15 protein-coding genes are annotated in these 20843 nt (G+C 38.2%); 3 read left to right on the top strand and 12 right to left on the bottom strand.

The features are described 5' to 3' along the window. Positions 1-34: 34 nt before the first annotated feature. From PATL70BA_RS09645 to PATL70BA_RS09625, 5 genes are all read right to left on the bottom strand, one after another. The gene (locus tag PATL70BA_RS09645) at positions 35-1222 is read right to left on the bottom strand and encodes a MalY/PatB family protein (protein ID WP_125137161.1); all 1188 of its coding nucleotides are present in this window, start codon (positions 1220-1222) and stop codon (positions 35-37) included. A gap of 1 nt (position 1223) precedes the next feature. Beyond that, the gene (locus PATL70BA_RS09640) at positions 1224-2372 is read right to left on the bottom strand and encodes a trans-sulfuration enzyme family protein (protein ID WP_125137160.1); all 1149 of its coding nucleotides are present in this window, start codon (positions 2370-2372) and stop codon (positions 1224-1226) included. Positions 2373-2487: 115 nt separating this feature from the next. Further along, positions 2488-5166, bottom strand: coding sequence for an EAL domain-containing protein (locus PATL70BA_RS09635; protein ID WP_125137159.1), 2679 nt, complete (start codon positions 5164-5166; stop codon positions 2488-2490). Between the two features lie 111 nt (positions 5167-5277). Further along, positions 5278-6087, bottom strand: a complete 810-nt coding sequence (locus PATL70BA_RS09630) for a nitroreductase family protein (protein ID WP_172596192.1) — start codon at positions 6085-6087, stop codon at positions 5278-5280. Positions 6088-6120: 33 nt separating this feature from the next. Continuing rightward, positions 6121-8280: an HD domain-containing phosphohydrolase gene (locus tag PATL70BA_RS09625; RefSeq protein WP_125137157.1), complete on the bottom strand. Its 2160-nt coding sequence runs from the start codon at positions 8278-8280 to the stop codon at positions 6121-6123. 230 nt (positions 8281-8510) lie between these two features. Between PATL70BA_RS09625 and PATL70BA_RS09620 the strand changes: the two genes are divergently transcribed. Both PATL70BA_RS09620 and PATL70BA_RS09615 read left to right on the top strand, forming a co-directional pair. Further along, positions 8511-9443: a PstS family phosphate ABC transporter substrate-binding protein gene (locus tag PATL70BA_RS09620; RefSeq protein ID WP_172596191.1), complete on the top strand. Its 933-nt coding sequence runs from the start codon at positions 8511-8513 to the stop codon at positions 9441-9443. Further along, the gene (locus PATL70BA_RS09615) at positions 9427-10926 is read left to right on the top strand and encodes a DUF3298 domain-containing protein (RefSeq protein WP_125137155.1); all 1500 of its coding nucleotides are present in this window, start codon (positions 9427-9429) and stop codon (positions 10924-10926) included. Before PATL70BA_RS09620 ends, PATL70BA_RS09615 begins: the two co-directional genes overlap by 17 nt. Positions 10927-11011: 85 nt before the next feature. Here the strand turns inward: PATL70BA_RS09615 and PATL70BA_RS09610 are convergent, their stop codons facing one another. The 7 genes from PATL70BA_RS09610 to PATL70BA_RS09580 all read right to left on the bottom strand — a co-directional run bounded on the left by PATL70BA_RS09610 (position 11012) and on the right by PATL70BA_RS09580 (position 19721). Then, on the bottom strand, positions 11012-12574 hold the full coding sequence (locus PATL70BA_RS09610) for a BCCT family transporter (RefSeq protein WP_197715753.1): 1563 nt from the start codon (positions 12572-12574) through the stop codon (positions 11012-11014). Positions 12575-12727: 153 nt separating this feature from the next. Further along, positions 12728-14161: an FGGY-family carbohydrate kinase gene (locus PATL70BA_RS09605; protein ID WP_125137154.1), complete on the bottom strand. Its 1434-nt coding sequence runs from the start codon at positions 14159-14161 to the stop codon at positions 12728-12730. A gap of 42 nt (positions 14162-14203) precedes the next feature. Next, a complete protein-coding gene (locus PATL70BA_RS09600; protein WP_125137153.1) occupies positions 14204-14983 on the bottom strand; it encodes an SDR family oxidoreductase in 780 nt (259 codons plus the stop codon). 48 nt (positions 14984-15031) lie between these two features. Next, on the bottom strand, positions 15032-15985 hold the full coding sequence (locus PATL70BA_RS09595) for an electron transfer flavoprotein subunit alpha/FixB family protein (RefSeq protein WP_125137152.1): 954 nt from the start codon (positions 15983-15985) through the stop codon (positions 15032-15034). Between the two features lies 1 nt (position 15986). Continuing rightward, positions 15987-16784 carry an electron transfer flavoprotein subunit beta/FixA family protein gene (locus PATL70BA_RS09590; protein ID WP_243115888.1) on the bottom strand — a complete coding sequence of 266 codons (798 nt, stop codon included), beginning with the start codon at positions 16782-16784 and terminating at the stop codon, positions 15987-15989. Positions 16785-16808: 24 nt separating this feature from the next. Continuing rightward, the gene (locus PATL70BA_RS09585; protein WP_125137151.1) at positions 16809-18116 is read right to left on the bottom strand and encodes an MFS transporter; all 1308 of its coding nucleotides are present in this window, start codon (positions 18114-18116) and stop codon (positions 16809-16811) included. A 129-nt stretch (positions 18117-18245) separates the two neighbouring features. After that, positions 18246-19721: an FAD-binding oxidoreductase gene (locus PATL70BA_RS09580; protein WP_243115887.1), complete on the bottom strand. Its 1476-nt coding sequence runs from the start codon at positions 19719-19721 to the stop codon at positions 18246-18248. 325 nt (positions 19722-20046) lie between these two features. Here PATL70BA_RS09580 and PATL70BA_RS09575 point away from each other — a divergent pair, with 325 nt between their 5' ends. After that, complete coding sequence (locus PATL70BA_RS09575) at positions 20047-20793, top strand: MurR/RpiR family transcriptional regulator (RefSeq protein ID WP_125137149.1); 747 nt, start codon at positions 20047-20049, stop codon at positions 20791-20793. Positions 20794-20843: the final 50 nt, after the last annotated feature.

The raw sequence follows: 20843 nt of genomic DNA, 5'->3' as shown, positions 1-20843 counted from the left end.
GGCGCGTTTCTTATATTCTATATGGTTGTTGGCTTTATTTTGATTTTAGAGCATCTGATAATTGTTCCATGCCTTTTTCTAATATAGATCTTGGGCACGCCATGTTTATTCTCTGAAAACCATGTCCACCTTGACCAAATATATTACCGTCATCTAACCAGAGCTTGCCTTCATGAACAATGAGCTGACTCAGCTGTTGATCGGTTAGGCCCTGTTTTTGAAGATATTCCGAAAAATCTAACCATATCAGGTAGGTCCCCTCAGGTTCAACCAACTTAACGCCTTCTAATTCAGTATTCACAAAGCTTCTAACATATTCTAAATTAGCATTAAGATAGACCTTTAATTGACTTAACCATTCTTGACCATGATTATAGGCGGCTCTACAGGCCACAATACCCATAATATTCAGTTGGGAATAGCCACCTTTTTCCATCTCTTTTTTAAAACGTTTTTTATAATCCTGATTGGCAATGAATATATTAGAAATCTGTAAACCTGCCAGATTAAAGGTTTTAGAAGGTGCTGTGCAGGTAATGGTGTGTTCCAAATAGGCAGGCTTTAAGTCTGCAAAAACATGATGGGTAATGCCATTGAAGGTAAAATCACTGTGAATCTCATCGGCGATAATCAGGACATCATGTTTCAAACAGATGTCTCCCATTCTAATAAGTTCTTCCTTGGTCCAAACACGACCGACTGGGTTATGGGGGCTACAAAGTATAAAAAGCTTAACCTGTTCTCTTTGGATACATGCCTCAAAGTCTTCAAAATCAATCTCATACTTACCATGGTTATAGACCAGTTGATTCACAACAACTTTACGCTTATTGATCGCGATGGTCTGGCGGAAAGGATAGTAGACCGGTTCTTGAATCAGTACACCTTCGCCTTCTTTTGTAAAAGCACGAATGGCTTGACTGATTGCAAAAACAACACCGGGTGTTTTTACCAGCCATTTGGGCTTGATTTGCCAATTAAACTGAGATAAAAACCATTTTTCCAGTACCCGATAATAATCGTCACGGCTTTCAGAATACCCAAAAATACCATGACTGACAGTACTCTGTAATGCTTCTATAACCGGCTCGGGTGCTCTATAATCCATATCAGCAACCCACATCGGCAACAAATCTTCAGGCATCCCTCTTTTTTCTGCAAAATCATACTTCAAAGAATCTGTATTGCTTCTATCAATAATCTCATCAAAGTTGTACTTCATTTTACCCATCCTCCATTGCTTGTTCTAAATCCTTTAACAAATCCTCTACTGACTCTAAACCAATGGATAGTCTTAATAGTCTTTCATTGATGCCTTTGGCTTCTCTCTCAGGCTTTGGTATATCACCATGGGTTTGCAACATAGGGTAAGTGATTAAGGTCTCAACACCACCAAGGCTTTCTGCATACTGAATGACTTTTACCTTTTCCAGTATCTGCCTCGCCAGACTTTCCGATGTGACTTCAAAGGAAATCATGCCACCAAATCCACTGGCTTGACTTATGGATATGTTATAACCGGGGTGATCTTCCAATCCGATATAATAAACGTGCTTGATTTGTCTTTGTTCTTTTAACCATTTGGCTAGAAATAGGGCTGACTTTTGTTGATAATCCATACGAATGGGTAGGGTTTTTATACCTCTGATAATCAACCAACTGTCAAATGGTGATAAACAAGCCCCTATGGTTTTGGCGTAAAAACTTAGTTTTTCATGAAGATCCACGTCCTTAACCACTAACAAACCTGCCAGGGTATCATTGTGACCACCAAGATATTTGGTACCGCTGTGTATAACCACATCCGCTCCAAGCGCCAATGGTCTCTGATAATAGGGTGTCAAGAAAGTATTGTCTACCATGACCAGAAGACTATGGCTTTTGCCAAGTAGCGCCATCTGCCTAAGGTCCGTGACTTGCATCATTGGATTCGTAGGGCTTTCTATAAATATGCCTTTCGTATCTTTTTCAATTAGTGCTTCTACTTCCTTAGGATCTGCCATGGATGTAAAGCTAAATCGTATACCGTATCTCATACTGATGTGATGAAACAATCTATGAGAACCGCCATATAAGTCATCCGATGCAATAATATGATCACCAGGTTCAAAAAGTGTCATGAGTGTCGTGACTGCTGCCATGCCTGTGGAAAAAGCCAGTGCTTTATGACCGGCTTCTAACTGAGCTATGGTGTTTTCTAAATGCTCTCTCGTCGGATTCTGTAATCTTGAGTAGTCAAACCCAGTACTTTCACCAACACTCGGATGGGCAAATGTAGCCGACTGGTATATAGGCATACTGACTGCCCCTGTTGTGTCATATTTCTTCTCGTCACCATGTATGCATTGTGTATTGAATGCTTTTTTATTCAATGTAGCAACTCCTTTACTTGGCTAAATATTTTTGATTTTCATATCATCCGGTCATTCTATCGGGTTATAAAAAGAACCGTTCCCATTTACTTGCAGTACTATGGGCATCGGTTCTTTATACTTCGTATTTTTTGTCAAAATCCAATTCCAGCTCTTCCACTTCCAATGGCTTACTAAAATAGTAACCTTGGATGGCATCACACTGACCATATTTAAGGCGTTTAACCTGCTTCTGTTCTTCGATGCCTTCTGCAATGACCAGAAGATTCAAACTATGGGCTAAAGCGATTAGGCTGTCCATAACAGAAATGTTATCCAAGTCCAAAAACTCCATGCTCAGAGAGCGGTCCAACTTAATGGTATCAATAGGTAAGAATGTCAGATAACTTAAGGAGGAATAGCCCGTACCGAAATCATCGATGGCAATCTTAATCCCATGAGACCGAAGTTCTTTAAGGAAATTAATAGTCGACTCTTTGTTCTCTAAGAAAATATTCTCTGTTATTTCTATGAGTATATGACTCGGGCTTACGGCATTTTCTCTTAGTAAGTTCATTAAATATGCTTTATAACCATAATCGTACATCTGCACGGCTGAGTAATTAATAGCCACCGACTTGATGTCGTAACCTTTTTCCTGCCAGTTTCTAATTTGTTCCACTACGAGCTTCGTCACAATACGACCTATGGCTATAATCATACCGTTTTCTTCTGCAACAGGAATAAATTCTCCCGGCGACAACTTATTATTTTTTAATCTAATCAGTGCCTCAAATCCGGCCACTCTTCCTGTGGAAAGCTCCACTTGAGGTTGATAGACCATCTTGAAGCCATCTGTATCAATAGCTTCTCTTAGAATTGCTTCTGTTTTAGATTTATTAATCTGATGTTCTGCCATACCAACACTAAAGAAGGCATAATTGTTTTTACCACTATTTTTAATGGTGTATAAGGCAAGGTCTGCGTTCATGATGAGCTGATTAATATCCCCACTATCATTTGGAAATAAAGATACACCCATACTAAATTCGATGTTCACTTCATTATTGTCTATGTACAGCTTTCTACTGAGCAATTCGTTGAGTTCATGGATGAATTCTAGCAATTCGTTTTCACCCTCACGCCACATATAAAGTAGTAAAAACTCGTCACCGCCAAATCTAGAAACAAATATACGGTCACTTGCCAGAGACTCCAGTTGTCTGGATATATGCATCAGCACCTGATCACCAAAAAGATGACCTAAGGTATCATTGATGCCTTTAAAGTTGTCTAGATCTAATAGCATGACAGCGCCTTTTTCATCGGCTTCTAAAACCTGATTCAACTTTTTGTAGAAACTACGGCGGTTCGGTAACTCTGTTAGCGGATCATGGTCAGCTAAAAAGTGAATATAGGCTTTTTGAGATTCTATTTCTGCTACTTGTGCCTTTAATTCTTCTTCTGAAGCTGTTAGTAACTCGTTTTTATCACTAATTTCCAATTGGGATGCTTTGATTTGTTCAATATAACTATAGACTTTCTCTAATAAGGCGTTTATCGATTGACTGATACTCAAAAATGGGTTGTCCTCGGATAAACTTATTGTGTATCTGGACTTGTCTCCAATATCGATGTTCTTGATTTCCTGATCCATGACATTGATATTGTTTGAAAGCTCTAGGAAATTGGTCTGCATACCATGAAGGGCTGAGGTAATGGCACCTACCTCATCTTTTTTATGACTTATTGATATGAGGTCTTTGTCTTCTTCAAAATAGTCGAACTTGAAGCTTGCCATTCTGTTAATAACCCCGGCAATCTTAAGAATCGGTCTTGTAATGTAATTGGATATGAGGAATACAAACAACAAAATAATCAGTAAAGTAAAAAAGTAGATTAAAATTAACGCATCCGTTAGCACTTTGGACTGCGCCATGACTTCACTTTTATCGATTGTAGCGATATATTTCCACCCGCTATAAGGGGATATATGAACATTAAATACTTTATCCTCGCCTTCCAATTGTCCTTCAAAAGAACGTCCATCAAAGGCATCCAAATTGTTAAAGACACCTAGTTCCAGTTCTTCTACTGAAGACAATACCCATGCTTCATGATTCGGGCTGTTGATAAATCTATTACTCGGGCTAAGAACTTTGATATTACCTGTCTCACCATAATTTAGATTATTGATTCGAGTCACCAAATCATCTAAGCGAATGACCAGACTTAGGACACCAACATCCTTATGACCGGACTTCACATTTTTGGCAATGCTTATAACCAATTCGTCGGTTACAGTGGTCCGATATGGTTCTGATACAATCACACCTTCTTTTCCGATAACATTCATATACCAAGGTCTAAGTCTTGGATCATAGGGTGCATTGGGGTTGAATTCCGGATATTCTACATAGCCACCCGACTCAGTAGCAAAAGCTATCAAGCCTAGTATATCATGAGATTCTTTCAGGCTTTCAAAGAGAGATGCTATCCTTCTTTCTTCAATAGTAGAACGACGTTTAAAGGTTTCTTCATTATAATCTACATAATTATTCAGATGGTCGCCAGCAAGCATAATACGCTCGTCTTGTGCTATCATATTTACCAGGCTCTCTATGTTAATCAAAATGGTCTCGTCTACAAAATCTGCTGTTTGTTGAAGTAATATATTGGTGCTCTCAAGATTTCTATTATATAGCCATTCTTCTGCTTGACTTTTGATATATAGGCCACCAAAAAAATAGGGTATTAGACAACCCAGAAAGATGCTTAGGATGAGTTTGTTTCTAATGGATAGTTTCTTAACCATATGGCCACCTTATTATTCTAGCCCCACTTGTCGTACATTCAGGACATTTCTATGCCTTTATGTTACTATATATTCTTAGTTTTAGCAATTTTTTTCTTCTATTTCCTTTATTCATCTTAAACCTACACTGATAACATAGTTCCAGTGTTCCTTTTCAGTGGTAAACTGCTCTGTTTTTACAAAATAGTGCTTACGCCCTGTTGCCAATTCATAGTGGCATAGGGCGATGCCCATATCAATCATCTGTATGTCATATCCCAGTTTATCACCATACCCTGGCGTTCTGTGAATATAAAAATGAGCATTTTTCGCTGAATCTATAAGGACCCGCCAAGGTTGCTGGTTAGAAGCACTTGGTGCAACACGAACATATGCCAACTGCTTTTTAAGATTAATGTCTTCTATTACTGTCTTCTCATGGTCATAAAAAAGGAAATCAAAATCTTTTCGACTATCTGAATGGGCCATTTTTCTAAATAGATGATCCATCATTGCTTTTTTACGAGCACTATAGCCGACCGGAGATATAATTGGTATGATTTCATCTTGTGCTGGTGATTCTACTAAGTTAATCTTGTTCCGGTTAAAAGTGCCGCCAAGCCAACAAGTAGCAATACCAATAGACTCAAGATAGAGAACAAGTTTTTCAAATACATAGCCACAGTCTAGCATAGCTTCTGAATTGTTTTTGCATACTGTGATTAAATATGCAGGTGCTTTTTTTATAATGCCGTATGTTCCGATTTTTTCACTTTTTTGAGTAACCACTTTCTGATAGTAAATTGCTATCGTATGACCATTGATGCCGATTCTGTTTTTTTCGTCATCCAAATAAGCCATGAGTTTCTTTTCATGCTCCTCCGACAAGGGAATACCATTATAAGTACGTTCTGATTTTCTATTTAACATTGCTTTTTTCATATTTTCTCCATTCATTTTCATTCTTTTTTACATTTAATCCAATTGTGATTGAGATATCAAGTTTTCATGCTTTAGAGCCTTTACAAAAGCCGTCACAAGATACGGATCAAATTGTGTGCCTGCATTTTCTTGCAGTTCTTTAAGCGCCACTTCAATACTTCTAGCCGGTCGGTATGGCCTCTCACTTGTGATGGCATCAAAAGTATCTACAATTGCTATAATTCTGGATTGAAGGGGTATGTTGTCACCTTTAATCCCTGTAGGATAACCTTTTCCATCCCATCTCTCATGATGATATAGCACATAATTTGATAGACGTAGCATCTCGTTCGATGTATTTAGGATTCTAAAGCCAATCTCAGGATGTTGTTTTACCGCTTCATACTCTTCTTCTGTTAACCTGCCTGTCTTGTTTAATATATTCTCATCCACACCAATTTTACCGATATCATGGAGTAAGCCTACCATCTCGATTTCTTTGATTTTTTCTTCTGATAGGTGTATGGCTTTTCCAAGTATCTTAGATAGTTCTGAAACACGTCTTGAGTGTAGTTCTTCTCTAGCATTTTTTTCATGCAAGGTTTTAATCACTACATCTATGGTTTTTCTTCGCATGGTTGGGCTTTCAAAAACTTTTCTTTCCTGCATATGGTCTTCAGCAAGCTTTAACACTTCATCCAAAGAATCCTCCGGCTTGTTCATCATGGCATACCCAAGAGATATAGAGAGTTGAATGCCTTTGATGTTCTGTATACGGGCTTGTTTTTTGATCTGCAATATGAGATCACCGACCAGCAGTATCTCTGTCTTGGGACATATGATGGCGAATTCGTCGCCGCTTAATCTAGCTATAATGTCTTCTTTGCGACATGCGAACCTTAGTATTCTTGCAACTTTTATTAGATACTCATCACCGACTTCATAACCAAAGGTGTCATTAATAAGCTTGAGTCCATTAACATCGGCCATAACAACCATCATCGGCATATTTTCTTGAGTTCTTAGGCCATTTAATACCTGATTAAAGTAGAGCCTGTTATATAGTCCTGTGAGTTGGTCATGGTAACTTAAGTATTCTAGATTATTTATCATTTCATGTTCTTTTGTAATATCACGCACTAAGGCGTGGATGATTTCTTGTTCTATTAGATTGATACGTGTAAACATAATATGTAACATGACTGGTTGGTGATTTCGTTTAAATAGCTTACCTTTTAGGCTAAGAGAATTGTCTTCATTGGAGGTCTCCATAAATTTTTCTAATGCCCGCTTTGCTTCCTCCTCAAAATCTTTAACCAATAGGTCGATGTCTTTTCCCATAAAATCAAAGCCATGTTCTACTTTGAACATGGTTTCAAATGCTTGATTATAATCTGTCATAATCCCATCTTCAATAATGAGTATGGCATCCCCTGCTTCTTCATATAAACTTCTAAATGCCTTTTCACTAATCTGAAGATTCTCATTGGTAATGCTCAGCTCTAAGGTTCTTTCCATGACTTTTTTCTCAAGATTATTATTTACAAGTTCAATCTTTGCTTTTTCCTCTGATTGCTGAATGCTTTGATAAAAGCTTTGACGCTGAGCCACTTCAGAATAATAAGCTGATAAGCTACCTGTTATAATAATAAAGATATACATGATGGTAGCATCCATATGAAGTTCTGTAGGTATGACATCTGTTACAGAATAGAACAGATTATACATGGCTAGAATAATGAGACTTGTTAATAAAACATGTTTAAACCTAAGTGTACTGAACAAATATAAATAAATGAGCATAAGCAGTACTGCGTAGCGATAAGAATACACATCATAACCGGCACTGATGTAGAAAATTGCCAATAAGAGTATCGTTGCATATAGGGCATATATCGCGATGATGATTTGGCCTTTTTTATAAAAGTCTTCTTTATTGCTTAAATACAAAAAGAAGATGGCTACAGGCATAAAAAGAATAAAACGAATAAATAAGGAGACCATAATGCCTTCCGGGAAAAGCAATAAATCTACAAAAGCAAACAATAAAATGGCCACAAGACCAAATATAATCGTGTTTCTTTGATGCTTGACCTTGGACCTATTGTAGTCTTCTATGAATTTATCTTCAAGATTCTCGTAAATACCTTCAAATCTAAGGGTCCAAGGATTCAGATATTTTTCAGCAATTTTTATAACCTGTTTATTATTCATGGCCCCTCCATCCAAGTATTTATTTTAGTATTTTCATTATACAATTTGATACTTGGATTGTCTATCTTATAAAACCTCGTTCGTAATATTACGTAAGACTTTTGACATCATTATTTAACTTTACAAGTTACATTGCCTTTAGTAAGCTAAATAGAGGAACGACAACATCTTATATAGAGATTATCATGGTGTTAAAGTCATATGAAAACCATATAAAGGAGAGATTTAATATGAACAATCGTAAAAAGCTTTTTGGTCAAATCACATTTGTTATATTATTAACATTGTCATTAATTACTTTATCTGCATGTTCTTCCTCAAACTCTACTGCACTTAAGCCTGAGGATTCTAGTGAATCAAAGGCACCCACTTTTAATTTAGATACCTATCCTCGTGTAGATGGTTCCACCGTTACCATACCTTTGTCAGAAGCTCTTGCTGCCAGACTTTTGGGTATGAGCCTTGATGAAGTTCGTCCTCATATTCTTCATAACAAAACCCATCCTGCTTATGTAAATCTCATTGAAAAAAATACAGATTTGATTTTTGTTACGAGTCCCTCGAAAGAAGAACTGGATTTGGCTGCTTCAATGGATGTGACGCTTGAAGTCATTCCTATTGTGAGTGAAGCTTTTGTTTTTCTTGCCCATGTAGATAACCCAGTAGATTCTCTAACCTATGAAGAAATTCGATCCATCTATGCCGGTGAAATCACAAACTGGTCTGAGGTGGGTGGTCCTGACCTTCCGATTGTTGCCTATCAACGTCCTCTAAATTCCGGTAGCCAGACCGGTTTTCTTGAGTTGGTCATGAAGGATAAATTACCTATGGAACCACCTTCCGAACAGATTATTGCAGGTATGAGTGGCCTTATTGATGCCGTTGCTGCCTACGAAAGCGCACCGGATGCCCTTGGATACTCCTACTATTATTTTGTTGTGGATATGTGGGGCAATGATCAGGTCCGTTTACTTAAAGTGGATGGTGTTTATCCAAGTCCTGAGACCATCGCTTCTAAAGAATATCCGGTAGGTACTGCCTATTACGCTGTCATCCGGTCTGATGAACCTGAAGATAGCCCGGCTAGGCAGGTTATAGAATGGCTTCTTAGTGATGATGGGCAAATACTGGCAAAGGAGACCGGTTATGTTCCGTTACAATAGATTATATACATATACTATACTGGGTATACTTCTCATGCTTATTTGGGGCTTAAGCGGTTGCATGGAAAATGCAACGCCAAATACTGAAGCTTCACCGGAGCCAAATGAAACCCATCTAGTCAGTAGCCAAGAAGAAGCATCTACAGAGATACGACAATCACCACTTGGTCCTGTTATAAATGCACATTCGCATGTCTACTCGGTGACAGATAACCCCCTTGAGTTTAATTATATAGAAGAAGAATCTCTTGATCTTCAACACAAAAGTTATTTTCAGATCTTAGGACTAAAGGATAAAAATGTTGAAGATAAGATTAATACCGCCATCTATAACATGTACCGGTCTTATTTACCCTACATAGAAGAAGGTTTGATGCCACCTTTTAGAGGTTATGCTACCAATCCCAGTGCTAAAGGTGAACTTCAGTCTTATTATCTGGAGGTCTCACATCAATATAACAGCAACCATGTGCTTTCTATTCTTCTTAGACTTTCAGCAGAGTATATGGGAGAACCCGGTATGACACCTGCTTATTATAGCTTATATGATACCTTGAATTTTGATCTGAATACCGGAGATGAACTGCTTCTTATAGACGTTTTCACTAATGATACGGATGGTCTTGTTGTCCTAAACGATGCCGTCATGGAAGAGGTTAAAAAGCAACAACTGCTGGCTGATGCTGATGATTTCTATGGGTCTAGCTTAGAATTGGTTGCGCCATTCAAAGGATTCTTACCTACTCAAAAATTCTATCTGGCTTATGATAGTCTTATTCTAATCCTAGATCATGAGACACCGGCCTTCAATATCGGTTTTAATCCTCACACTTTTTCCATACCCCTAGGTAGTAGCCCTGGTAATATTGCCATTAACGAAAGGTTCTATCATGAGGAAGACCTTTTTGTCGAAGAAGGTGGGATTATGCGATTTATTACCACTTATGAGGCCAATCAGGCCGACTACCAAGTAAAAGAATATGATGAAGACGGCATACATTTCTTCATTGAATATACGTATCCTAGAAATGCAACAGATGCTGTTAAGTCTTTAATGGATACTGCTTTTGACGAGCATAAGGCTCTGGTTCTAAATCGTCACAAAGACCAACCCTTAGAACAGGCTAATTTACATTCTTACCTGCTTAAGGTCGGTCCTTATGCCAATATCAGCTATTATGTTTATTTTTACGGTCCAGGCGTTGACGGTTCGCTTTCCATGTACGATGTTCTGGACCCATCTGGTCGTATCATGACGCTGTCGGATATTTTTGTCGATGGCTATGACTATAAATCTGCTATCAATAACCATCTGGGCATAGAATTGGATTACGATGACCCTACCTTATCTTTTGGAATTAGCGAAACCTTCCTTCAACTTACTGTAGAGACACGTCATAAGGTAAATAATAGCTATTACTCAGATTATTATGAAATCCCTTATGAAGTGTTTGGGTATGAAGATGGCCTTAAGATTTTTTAATATGATCATTTTAAAAACAGGTTCAATCCTTTTTAAGGATGGACCTGTTTTTATGAGATGTCATCGGTGTAGAAGCACGCACTTTTTATTCTTTTGCATAAGTATCAAATTTCTCCGGTTTACGCATGATTCTAAGTAAGGCAACAAGGCTAAAAAGACCTAAAAAGAGAGCTGGAAAACCGCCTAGATAGGACATCATCTTAATACCATCTATGCCAAGCGTAGCAATAAATACCAAAGAAACCGTTCCAACGATGACACCCCAAGCAACTTTTATAAATAGAGGTGCTTCTTGACTACCCTCACGAATACCTGTGGTACATATACTGGCCATGGCATTGGTGGTTGAGTCTGTCGCTGTAATAAATGATATTAAAACGGCAATAAGATAAATCGTTATAATGATGCCGGATAAAGGAAGCTCTCCTAGAACCGCATAGGCGGCAGCGGCCGATCCTTGTTCGTTCATAACCGCTAAGACATCCACCCTACCTGTCATTTGAAAATTCAAGGTTGTACCTGAGAGAATGGTCATCCAAACAACACTAAATATGCTTGGTACCACGAAGTTCATCATGACCACTTCTTTGATTTTATAACCATAGGCAATTCTGGCTAGAAACACCGCGGAGACTGGCGCCCATGCCATCCAGTTTGACCAGTAGAACATGGTCCAACCTGAAGCCCATGTATCCCCTGCTGCGGTACCCGTGAACAAGGCTTTACTGAAAATATTATCTAAGAATCCACCAAAGGCTTCCGTTCCGATACTGAAAAAGTATACGGTCGGCCCAAGAATCAGTAGCGCTGCAATAATAACATAATACAGATATACATTTACATCAGATAATATCCGAATCCCTTTCATCAAGCCAGTTCCTGATGATATAATAAAAGCGATGGTACCTATAATCGTTATGACAATCCATAAGTACTTATCATTGTTCACACCAAAAAGCGCATTCATCCCACCGCCCATGTTCATAACGGCTGTACCAAAGGATGCAGATATGCCCGTAGCCACTGTGAATAAGACAATAGCATCAATGATTCCGTTGAATTTATTCTGTAAACCTACCGTTACTAAAGGACTAATCTGGGAACCAACACTAAAGGAACGCTTCATATTGTAATAAGCAAAGGCAAACACAATGGTTGGAACGGCATAAATAGCATAAGGTATAAACGTCCAATGTAAGTACATGGTCTCCATAGCAAAAATAGCCGCCTGAGCTGACATTGGCTCTATTCCTAAGGATTCCGGTGGATATGCCAAATGCCAGATAGGCTCAGCTGTACCCCAAAACAAAATACCGGCTGCAATGGTGGTACATAAGGTGACCGCAAACCATGTTGATTTTTTTAGTAGTGGCACCGCATCCGGACCTCCTAGGCGAACTTCGCCTAATGGTGAAAAGTAAACAAAGATAATGATGATAACACTCAACACACCGGATATACTAAATATCCAGCCCATGTCAATAACCATGAAATTTTTAGCTTTTTCTGTAATGGTCAAAAAAGCTTCATAATTAGTAAAATTCAAAATAATTGTAAGTAAGAGCAGTATAAATGCAGGCAAGAAGACCCATGGTCTTATTTTTTGTTTTACTTTGCCCTCTGTTGCACCAGAAATATGACGATCCAAAACGAAAAACCTCCTATCTTTTCAAGTAATACCGCTAACAGGATTAAGAATACAATGAAATGACAATTAGGTGACCCATTTTCAACTGAGCATCTATTGTCATTTCACTTGCTTTATATCTTCTTCATTGGATACATTAAGATATCAATGCGTTTATCCAAATATTTCGTAAGACTTTTTCAATAATTCATCTGTGTGAGCCGTTATGTGTTGATATACTTGCTCATTAATTTTTCTGTAAAGTTCTACATTTTTCTCTATTGGGATAAAAGTATCTTTTCGCCTGATCATATGATCAATAGCTTCTTGTCGATCTGTATACACTCCAAGGGCCAAGGCTGCGCAAATGGCTGCTCCCATACTTGCCGAACCATTCACTACGTTCCTATGTGCCGGAACACCAAAGACGTCTGCAAATATTTGCATAAATAATTCACCATTAGATCCGCCACCACTGACGACTATACTGGATAACTCAATACCCCGTTCATCACACATGGCTTGCGCATGGTTCTTCATTGTAAAAGCAATACCTTCCAGTACCGACCGGAACATATGGGGACCTTTGTGGGTACCGTTGAATCCAATCATCATGCCACGTTCATGCAGCTGATTCGGACGTGCCAACCAATTCAGTACCGTATATAGGCCATCACAGCCTACAGGTACATCACTGGCTAATATATTCAAATATGCTTCAGGAGAAATCCCTTGGTCTTTGGCTGCGTTAACAATATCACTGCCCAAAAGATCTTTAATCCAAGTTACGGTTGCCATACCTCTTCGAATGCCGCTACTTTCATATAAGAATTCGCCTTTAGTTGCGCCTGGATTGCTCCAAAAATTCACACTGTTTAAGTTGTTCTCTTCACCAACCATCATGGAAGTAATGTAGGTTCCAAGTGATACCAATACGGTACCATCATTGACAAGACCTGCGCCTAGACCTTCAACCGCTTTATCATTCGCTGTCGAAACAACCGGAATGCCAACCGGGATACCTGTCGCATCACTTGCAAAGTCATTGATGGTTCCCATGACGACAGCAGGATCCACTAAATCAAAAAGCATTTCTCTTGGTGTTGTATAAGCATCAAACTTTTCTTTATCTTCAAACCAATCTAATGTTATGGGATCTATCGGCCATGGACCAACATAATTGGATCTGGTATCCTTTGTCTCTCCGGTTAACCTATGTGTTAAATAACCAGTCGTTGTTGTGACGTATATTACTTCATCATTATCATGTTCATAAGGTCTTGATAACCTAAGGTCCATCCAACTTTGAACCGGTGATGCCAAGTTGCCATCTGCCTTAATCAAGGCACGACAACATCTTATAGATCCAAGACCTACCCCTATGATGTTGTTCTTGTCGCCATGAAACTTTTTAAACATTTCTTGACATGCCGTCTTCAAACTATCCCATAAATCATCATCCGGATGCTCAGCCCTACCATTCTCACTAAGTTCTATCTCTCTAAGCTGTACTGTGTGAGAACAAACTTCTGTGCCTAATACATCAAATATAGCTACTTTCGTACTTTGCGTGCCACCATCTATTGCAATAATATACTTATCTGTCATAACCTTCTCCTATACAAATATGATTTTATCTATGGGTTGATTTTATCGCATTAAGTAGCCGCCATCTACTGTAAGCGTTGCACCATTAACATAATTGGAAGCCGCACTGGCTAAGAATACTGTCGCACCCATAAGATCTGCTGTGTATCCCCATCTGTTTGCCGGAATATGAGCTAGAATCTCTGCATTCCGTTTCTCATCTTTTCTTGTCATTTCTGTTAAAGGTGTTGCATAATATCCAGGCGCTATTGCATTGACTTGGATGTTCCACTGCGCTAACTCATCGCACATGGATTTTGTTAATCCTACAATACCATGTTTTGTTGCAGCATAAGCGGGTGACCATTGTCCTCCAAGGAATGCGTATAAAGAAGCTATATTAATGACTTTTCCGCTTTCTTGTTTGATCATGAACTTACATGATTCATGAATCATTTCAAATGCAGCTGTTAGATTAATGGCAATCATCTTATCCCATTCTTTTCTTGTGTATTGTGTCACATCTTGTACATTGATACTAATACCTGCACAGTTAACTAGAATATCAATGCTACCCCATGTGTTAACACATTCTTCAACAATTCTTTTGCATTCACCATCACCAGTAATATCTGCCTCCATGAATTTGTATTCAACGCCACAAGCTTCAACCAACGCTTTCGTTGATCCATCATCATCTGCAAGACTTGGTACCAATACATTTGCGCCCGCTTTTGCAAGTGCTGTTGTGAACGCTTGTCCTAGACCACCATTACCGCCTGTTACAATTGCATTTTTACCTTTTAGTGAAAAGAAATCCATATTAAAATCTGATATATTCATTTTACAGCCTCCCAATGTGTCCCTATTCTATAATAAGGAATCTTATAGTTATGATAAAGTACCTTCATTTTCTTCAATTTTTTTCATCAATCCATCGATGAACGCCATAGCATCACCTTCAACCACAATATCTGATAAGCTACATATGGGGGCATCTCGGTTGATGTTAACTGAAATCATGTTTGGGACATTTTTCAATCCTTCAACATGTTGTATCGATCCATAAATACCAAGGGCAATGTACAGTTTCGGACTTACTGTTTTTCCTGATTGACCTACTTGGATACTTCTTGTCGCTAATCCTTGATCGACGATTTTTCGACTTGCTGAGACTTGTCCACCTAGCTTTGTAGCTAATTTTTCAAGTTGATGAAAACTTTTCACAACACCACCGCCACCGGAAACAAGGACATCACTTTCTCTAATATCGTAGATTTGTTCTTTCTTTTTTACAGATAAACATGAAATACCACCATCTTTTACATGGGTCGGAACGTACTTCATAATATTTGTAGCTTTATCATTTTGACCTTCATAATGAAAAACGCCTTGTCGCACGCTCATCATAATAGGACTTTGACTTCTTGATACGATCCCTGCCATGATTCTACCACTAAATGCCGGACGGATCATCTCAAGATCGTTGTTGTAGTGACCAATAGCTGTCACATCAGCGACTAAGCCAACACCTAAGTGCATCGACATTCTTGGTGCTAAGATGCGACCATAATAAGTTGCAGGTATCAGGATACAATCATATGCGTTAGCCTCTTGTATCTGAACCATCACATCCGTCACAGCCACTTGATCATATAATTTAATCTCAGGATGATGGACCTGAATTAAGTGATCAAACCTTCCCACAAGGGTCACATTATGATTTCCAAATTCAACCCCTGTTGTTTCATAAGGTTCATCCTGAAATATCTGTCTTGCTACTTCTAAAAGATCTATGGAGTTTTGTATTTCTTTGTGATCGATGTATATCAAACAACTTTTCATATCAAATAAATCCTTTTTCTTTTAGAAACTCATAGACGAGGGTAATCCCTTCATCATCTGTACCAATGACGGTACGTTCCTTCTGATCGAACTCTTTTGTATAAGTTTTTGCTACTTTTGTCGGTGACCCTTTAATACCAACTTCATCTACCTCAAAACCTAAATGCTCATTGGATATGATGTTTAATCGGTTCGTCACATCCAAATCCATATCCTGACGCTTTATATAAGGCAGTTTATAACTACTTTCTCTCGTCAAACTGAGTATTGCAGGTAACATCATCTCATATGTAGCAATCATATCTTCTGTCTCAACTTCAAATACTGCCGAAGTCTTACTCAGTGCCGTTTCATCAACTTTAATGATTCCAGACATTTGATTCAGTCCAAGCAAGTCACCGAGTTGTGCCGGTATATGAGATGTGTCCCCATCAATAGCATGGGTGCCAGATAAAATAACATCATAGGTTTGAGACGATAAGTATCTTCCAAGAACAAGGCTAGTAGCATATGTATCACTACCAACATACAACCGATCTGATATAATCGTGCCTGTGTCAACACCCAGTCGTAATAAGTCTTCCATGTGAGGTTTAACGGATATCGGTGCCATTGTTACAACTTCAATATGCGTCTCTGGATCCTTGGCTTTTACTTTTAGGGCAAAAGCGACGGCACAAGCGTCATCAGGGTTCAACGTTAATCTAACATTCTCTCTGATTAGCACATTGTTCTCATAGTCATATTTGAAGTTGTCCACGTCCGGAACAAACTTAATAATACAGATTAACCTCATCATTAGAACACTTCCTTTTTACTCATTCTACAAAGTTTCTTGAATTGGCTCTAAGGCCTTTTCCATTTCCTTTTCTTTACTATTCATCTTAGCATAGACTGAAAGAATAACAACACCTAGAAGTCCAAATACTGCACTTACGATGAAATAAGCATTATAACCACCGTTATCACCAAATGTTGCCCATAAGAAGTTGTTCATTTGAGGTAAGATGATGTCCGGTAAATAACCAATAAAGGAAATAACACCAATCGCTGTACCCATCATTGCAACTTCAATCTTAGATTGACCTAGTAGTGACCAATAAGTACCACGAATCATATAAAGGAAGATGCCAAGCACAACAGCAACGATTGCAAACATATTTTGTGGTGATGATACCGGCAACATCGCTGAAACTGCCAAGAATACTGCTGCACCAATAAGCGCAAAACTGATTGTTTTGGTTCTACCAAAACGGTCTGCTGCAAAACCACCAATGAATCCACCAACAGGTCGCATCCATAGGATAATAACTGTTATTGTACCAACGGTTACTGCGTCTATGCCTACATTACTTTGTAAGAATCCACCGATATAGTAAACAGTCCAGAACACGGCATAACCCATGAATATGATACCGCCCATTAAATAAACATATTTGTTCTTAAGAAGCTTACCAACATCTTTAAGATGGAATTTTTCACCTTCTGAACGTTCACCACTATTTTCTGACATTGAATTAAGTTTCTCATCATTATCAACAAAGATTAAAATCAAGATGCCAGCAGCTAGAACTACGGCTGAGTACAAGTAAATAACTGCAACCATTGCTGCTTGTTTATCTGCCATAAGTTCGCTATTACCAAGAATCGCAGCGAAAATACCAAGACCTATACTTGCCATAACGGCTTCAACAACACCACGTCCACCATCTAGGATACCAAAAAATCGTCCTTCTTCATTGGATCTTGAAAGCATTTTGACAACCTTTAAATGAGAACTCCAAAATGTAAATACTGAGAAAATACCCCATAAGAAGAATATAATGCTAACCGAACCAGCACTTGGAATCTGAGCAAACCAGAAGCCACATGCAGCTACACCGATTAATGAAATACCAATTAATTTTTTGGCCGAAATCTTATCTGCTATTAGACCACTAGGAATATAACCGATAATATAAGCCATACCTAACATTGAGTAGAAATTATTCAGCTGTACTTGTGATAAGTCAAATCCTTCAAGTAAAGTGACTTGATAATTGGTTCTTAAGTAAATAACAGGATAGATGGCACCAGCAGCAAGAATGATGAGAAAGAACTGAAAATATCGTCTGAAATTACTCTGTTTCATAAAACCCTCCAACATTTGTTTGAATTTTGTGTTGCTTGCATTTGACAGGTAATAGCTTTCGGATAGGTCAAATGCAAGTAACCATTGATAAGTTACGTTTTACTTTACACCCTTTTACTTTACACCCTTTTACTTTATATACTTTTTAATACCCTCTTCCTGAGGGAAAATAGTACCATAATTCATAATGCCATTAGGATCAAAAGCTTCTTTTAGTTTTTCAAGCATATAGTATGCTGAACCATGCTCATCAAGGGTCCATTCACTTCTGAACTTTCCTATACCATGATGGTGACACATAGATCCACCTGCATTGATTGTTTCTTCAACAATAATCCGTTGAATCGGATGGTGGTAAACCATCATTTCGTCTTCAGGAGCACAGCTGATTTCGTAGTTATATACAAAGTACATATTGGTACCATTGATGTAACTATGTGATGAATGACCACCTAACATGGTAAGTTCATGAGCTCTTGGGAATTCTTCTCTAACACGTTTGATGACTGCGTCATAGATTTTGGGAATGGTCTCCCAATCTGCTGATATCTCCGTCGTAAATCCTGCATGGGCATCTTTTTCCATCATACCTTCATACTCATCATCAATATCTTGTTGTGACCAATTCAGATGATTAAACCAATCTTCAATGTGCTGGCTGTCAACTTGTTCAATGATACCATCTTTGAACTTTTCTACAGCTTCTTCAATACCTTTACAGGTAGCACTTACAATGCCTTCAGTACCTTCTGCCATAAACAACAATACACATTTATTTTTGTGGAAATGATAAAAATGTTGTGCTGCATCTTCTTCTGAGTATGTTCTTGCAACAGATGGTCTGTATCCATTGACCATTACTTCTCTTAATACTTTGATACCTGTTTCAACATCTTTAATGAGATAACCAAAGAACTTATTGTTTTCCGGAAAATATTTGAAGATCTTTACTGTGACTTCTGTTATGTAGCACAAAGTACCTTCATTCCCGATAGCAATATGCCTAATATCGGGCCCGCCTGCACGTCTTGATACATTTTTGATTCTTGATATATGACCATCCGGGAATACACATTCAAGGCCTACGACCATATCTTCTATACCACCATATAAAGTAGAAAACTGGCCTATACTTCTTGTTGCAACCAGACCGCCCATTTTGGCTACCGGTTTAGACTGAGGAGAGTGACCGGTTGTGTATCCGATCTTGCGAAGCTCATCTTCTAGGGTCTGTAACTCAACCCCTGCAAGGGCTGTTGCTTGCATATTATAAGGATCTATTTTCACGATTTTATTCAAATTTTTTGCATCGATGACCACGGTATTTTCTTTCCAGTTTTCAAGTCCACCTTCTGTTGCTGTTTTACCGCCTCTAGGTATTACATTAATATGATTTTCATTGCAATACTTTAATAAGCTACTTACCTCTTCTGTTGTATTCGGATAGACAATAGCTGTCGGCATGGGTACATCTAAAGCTTTTCTAGCTTTTGCATATTTTTTGTAACGGTCTGCCGAAGCATCATATAAGTCGTCCTGATTCGTATTGACTTGGTCTTCTGACAGTAATGCTACTAAGCTTTCTACAATTTCATTATTATTCACGATCCTTGACCTCCTGATTTGTATCATTGACATTTTACACTTAAGGAATATGCTTCATCGTTCCATTCAATGAAGCAATCATATGATTCTAGATTCATTATACGGAGCTACCATGTATAAGTCAAGAAAAATATAGAAACTTTTCTATTTTTATTGTTTTATAGTGCTTTATATGGAAATGTTTCCATTGCTATATCCTGTATATTTCTATTTATTATTATTTTCAATGATTTTTATCAATATCTCAACCTTTACAAATGGGTTTGATAATGCTAAAATCAGATGAAAAGTACTGTTAGATTCTTACGAAAGAGGCGAACGACATATGATTAACACTGATTTACGTAACTTAAATCCCCTTGAAAAGCAAATATATGATCGCCTTTTCATATACTCAAAGTCTAACCCGCCTTTTCGTATCCATCAGGCGGCAGAGATTTGTAACTGTTCTACTTCCAAGATCTCTAAGTTTGTCAAAAAACTTGGTTTCAACAACTATAAACAATACATGCATTTTTTATATGGTGAGGAAATATTTCATCCTAAAGATTCCGGCGAGCTGAATCGACTACGCCAATTTATAGATGACTTTGACATAACTATGATTGATGAGTTTCTTGAGCTCATTGAAGGCCATAAGAAAATTGTTCTCTTTGGCTATGGACCATCCTTAATCTGTGCCCAGTATTTTGAGTACCGACTCCGTACTTGCTCCAACAAGATGGTGATTGCAGTATCCGATGAGATCTCTGTGGCTTCCATGGTGGATGAGAAAAGTTTACTTGTTATTTTTACCGTTACAGGTACTTTCCATTCCTTTGAGAATGTCTATCACGCTTCCAAAAACAAGGGTTGTGATGTCACTATTGTTGTTGAAGAATATAATACGGCACTTTTTGCTCAGTGTGACAGGGTCTTCTGGTTATCCAAATACCCTCAACCCAGTCATCTTTTACCTTATGAAAAATCCAGAACCATTTTCTTTATTTTCATGGAGGAGATTATTCAACGTATTCAATCTCAGAACAAATCTCTTGAAGAAACAAATAGTATGAATGAATTAGAGGTATAATCTGTATCCAGAAGGTTCATGATTGATGTAGACACCAAAAAAGCAAGGAG

This window comes from Petrocella atlantisensis (assembly GCF_900538275.1).
Taxonomy (GTDB): Bacteria; Bacillota; Clostridia; order Lachnospirales; family Vallitaleaceae; genus Petrocella; species Petrocella atlantisensis.
Note: the sequence above shows the minus strand (reverse complement) of the source record. Positions and strands in the feature narration are given on the sequence as shown.

Excerpts from the sequence above, each read along its gene's own strand:
- PATL70BA_RS09595 (WP_125137152.1), bottom strand. The coding sequence starts at position 15,985 with ATGAAAAGTTGTTTGATATACATCGATCACAAAGAAATACAAAACTCC.
- PATL70BA_RS09625 (WP_125137157.1), bottom strand. The coding sequence starts at position 8,280 with ATGAATAATAAACAGGTTATAAAAATTGCTGAAAAATATCTGAATCCT.
- PATL70BA_RS09590 (WP_243115888.1), bottom strand. The coding sequence starts at position 16,784 with ATGATGAGGTTAATCTGTATTATTAAGTTTGTTCCGGACGTGGACAAC.
- PATL70BA_RS09585 (WP_125137151.1), bottom strand. The coding sequence starts at position 18,116 with ATGAAACAGAGTAATTTCAGACGATATTTTCAGTTCTTTCTCATCATT.
- PATL70BA_RS09620 (WP_172596191.1), top strand. The coding sequence starts at position 8,511 with ATGAACAATCGTAAAAAGCTTTTTGGTCAAATCACATTTGTTATATTA.
- PATL70BA_RS09630 (WP_172596192.1), bottom strand. The coding sequence starts at position 6,087 with ATGAAAAAAGCAATGTTAAATAGAAAATCAGAACGTACTTATAATGGT.
- PATL70BA_RS09635 (WP_125137159.1), bottom strand. The coding sequence starts at position 5,166 with ATGGTTAAGAAACTATCCATTAGAAACAAACTCATCCTAAGCATCTTT.
- PATL70BA_RS09605 (WP_125137154.1), bottom strand. The coding sequence starts at position 14,161 with ATGACAGATAAGTATATTATTGCAATAGATGGTGGCACGCAAAGTACG.
- PATL70BA_RS09615 (WP_125137155.1), top strand. The coding sequence starts at position 9,427 with ATGTTCCGTTACAATAGATTATATACATATACTATACTGGGTATACTT.
- PATL70BA_RS09600 (WP_125137153.1), bottom strand. The coding sequence starts at position 14,983 with ATGAATATATCAGATTTTAATATGGATTTCTTTTCACTAAAAGGTAAA.
- PATL70BA_RS09575 (WP_125137149.1), top strand. The coding sequence starts at position 20,047 with ATGATTAACACTGATTTACGTAACTTAAATCCCCTTGAAAAGCAAATA.
- PATL70BA_RS09645 (WP_125137161.1), bottom strand. The coding sequence starts at position 1,222 with ATGAAGTACAACTTTGATGAGATTATTGATAGAAGCAATACAGATTCT.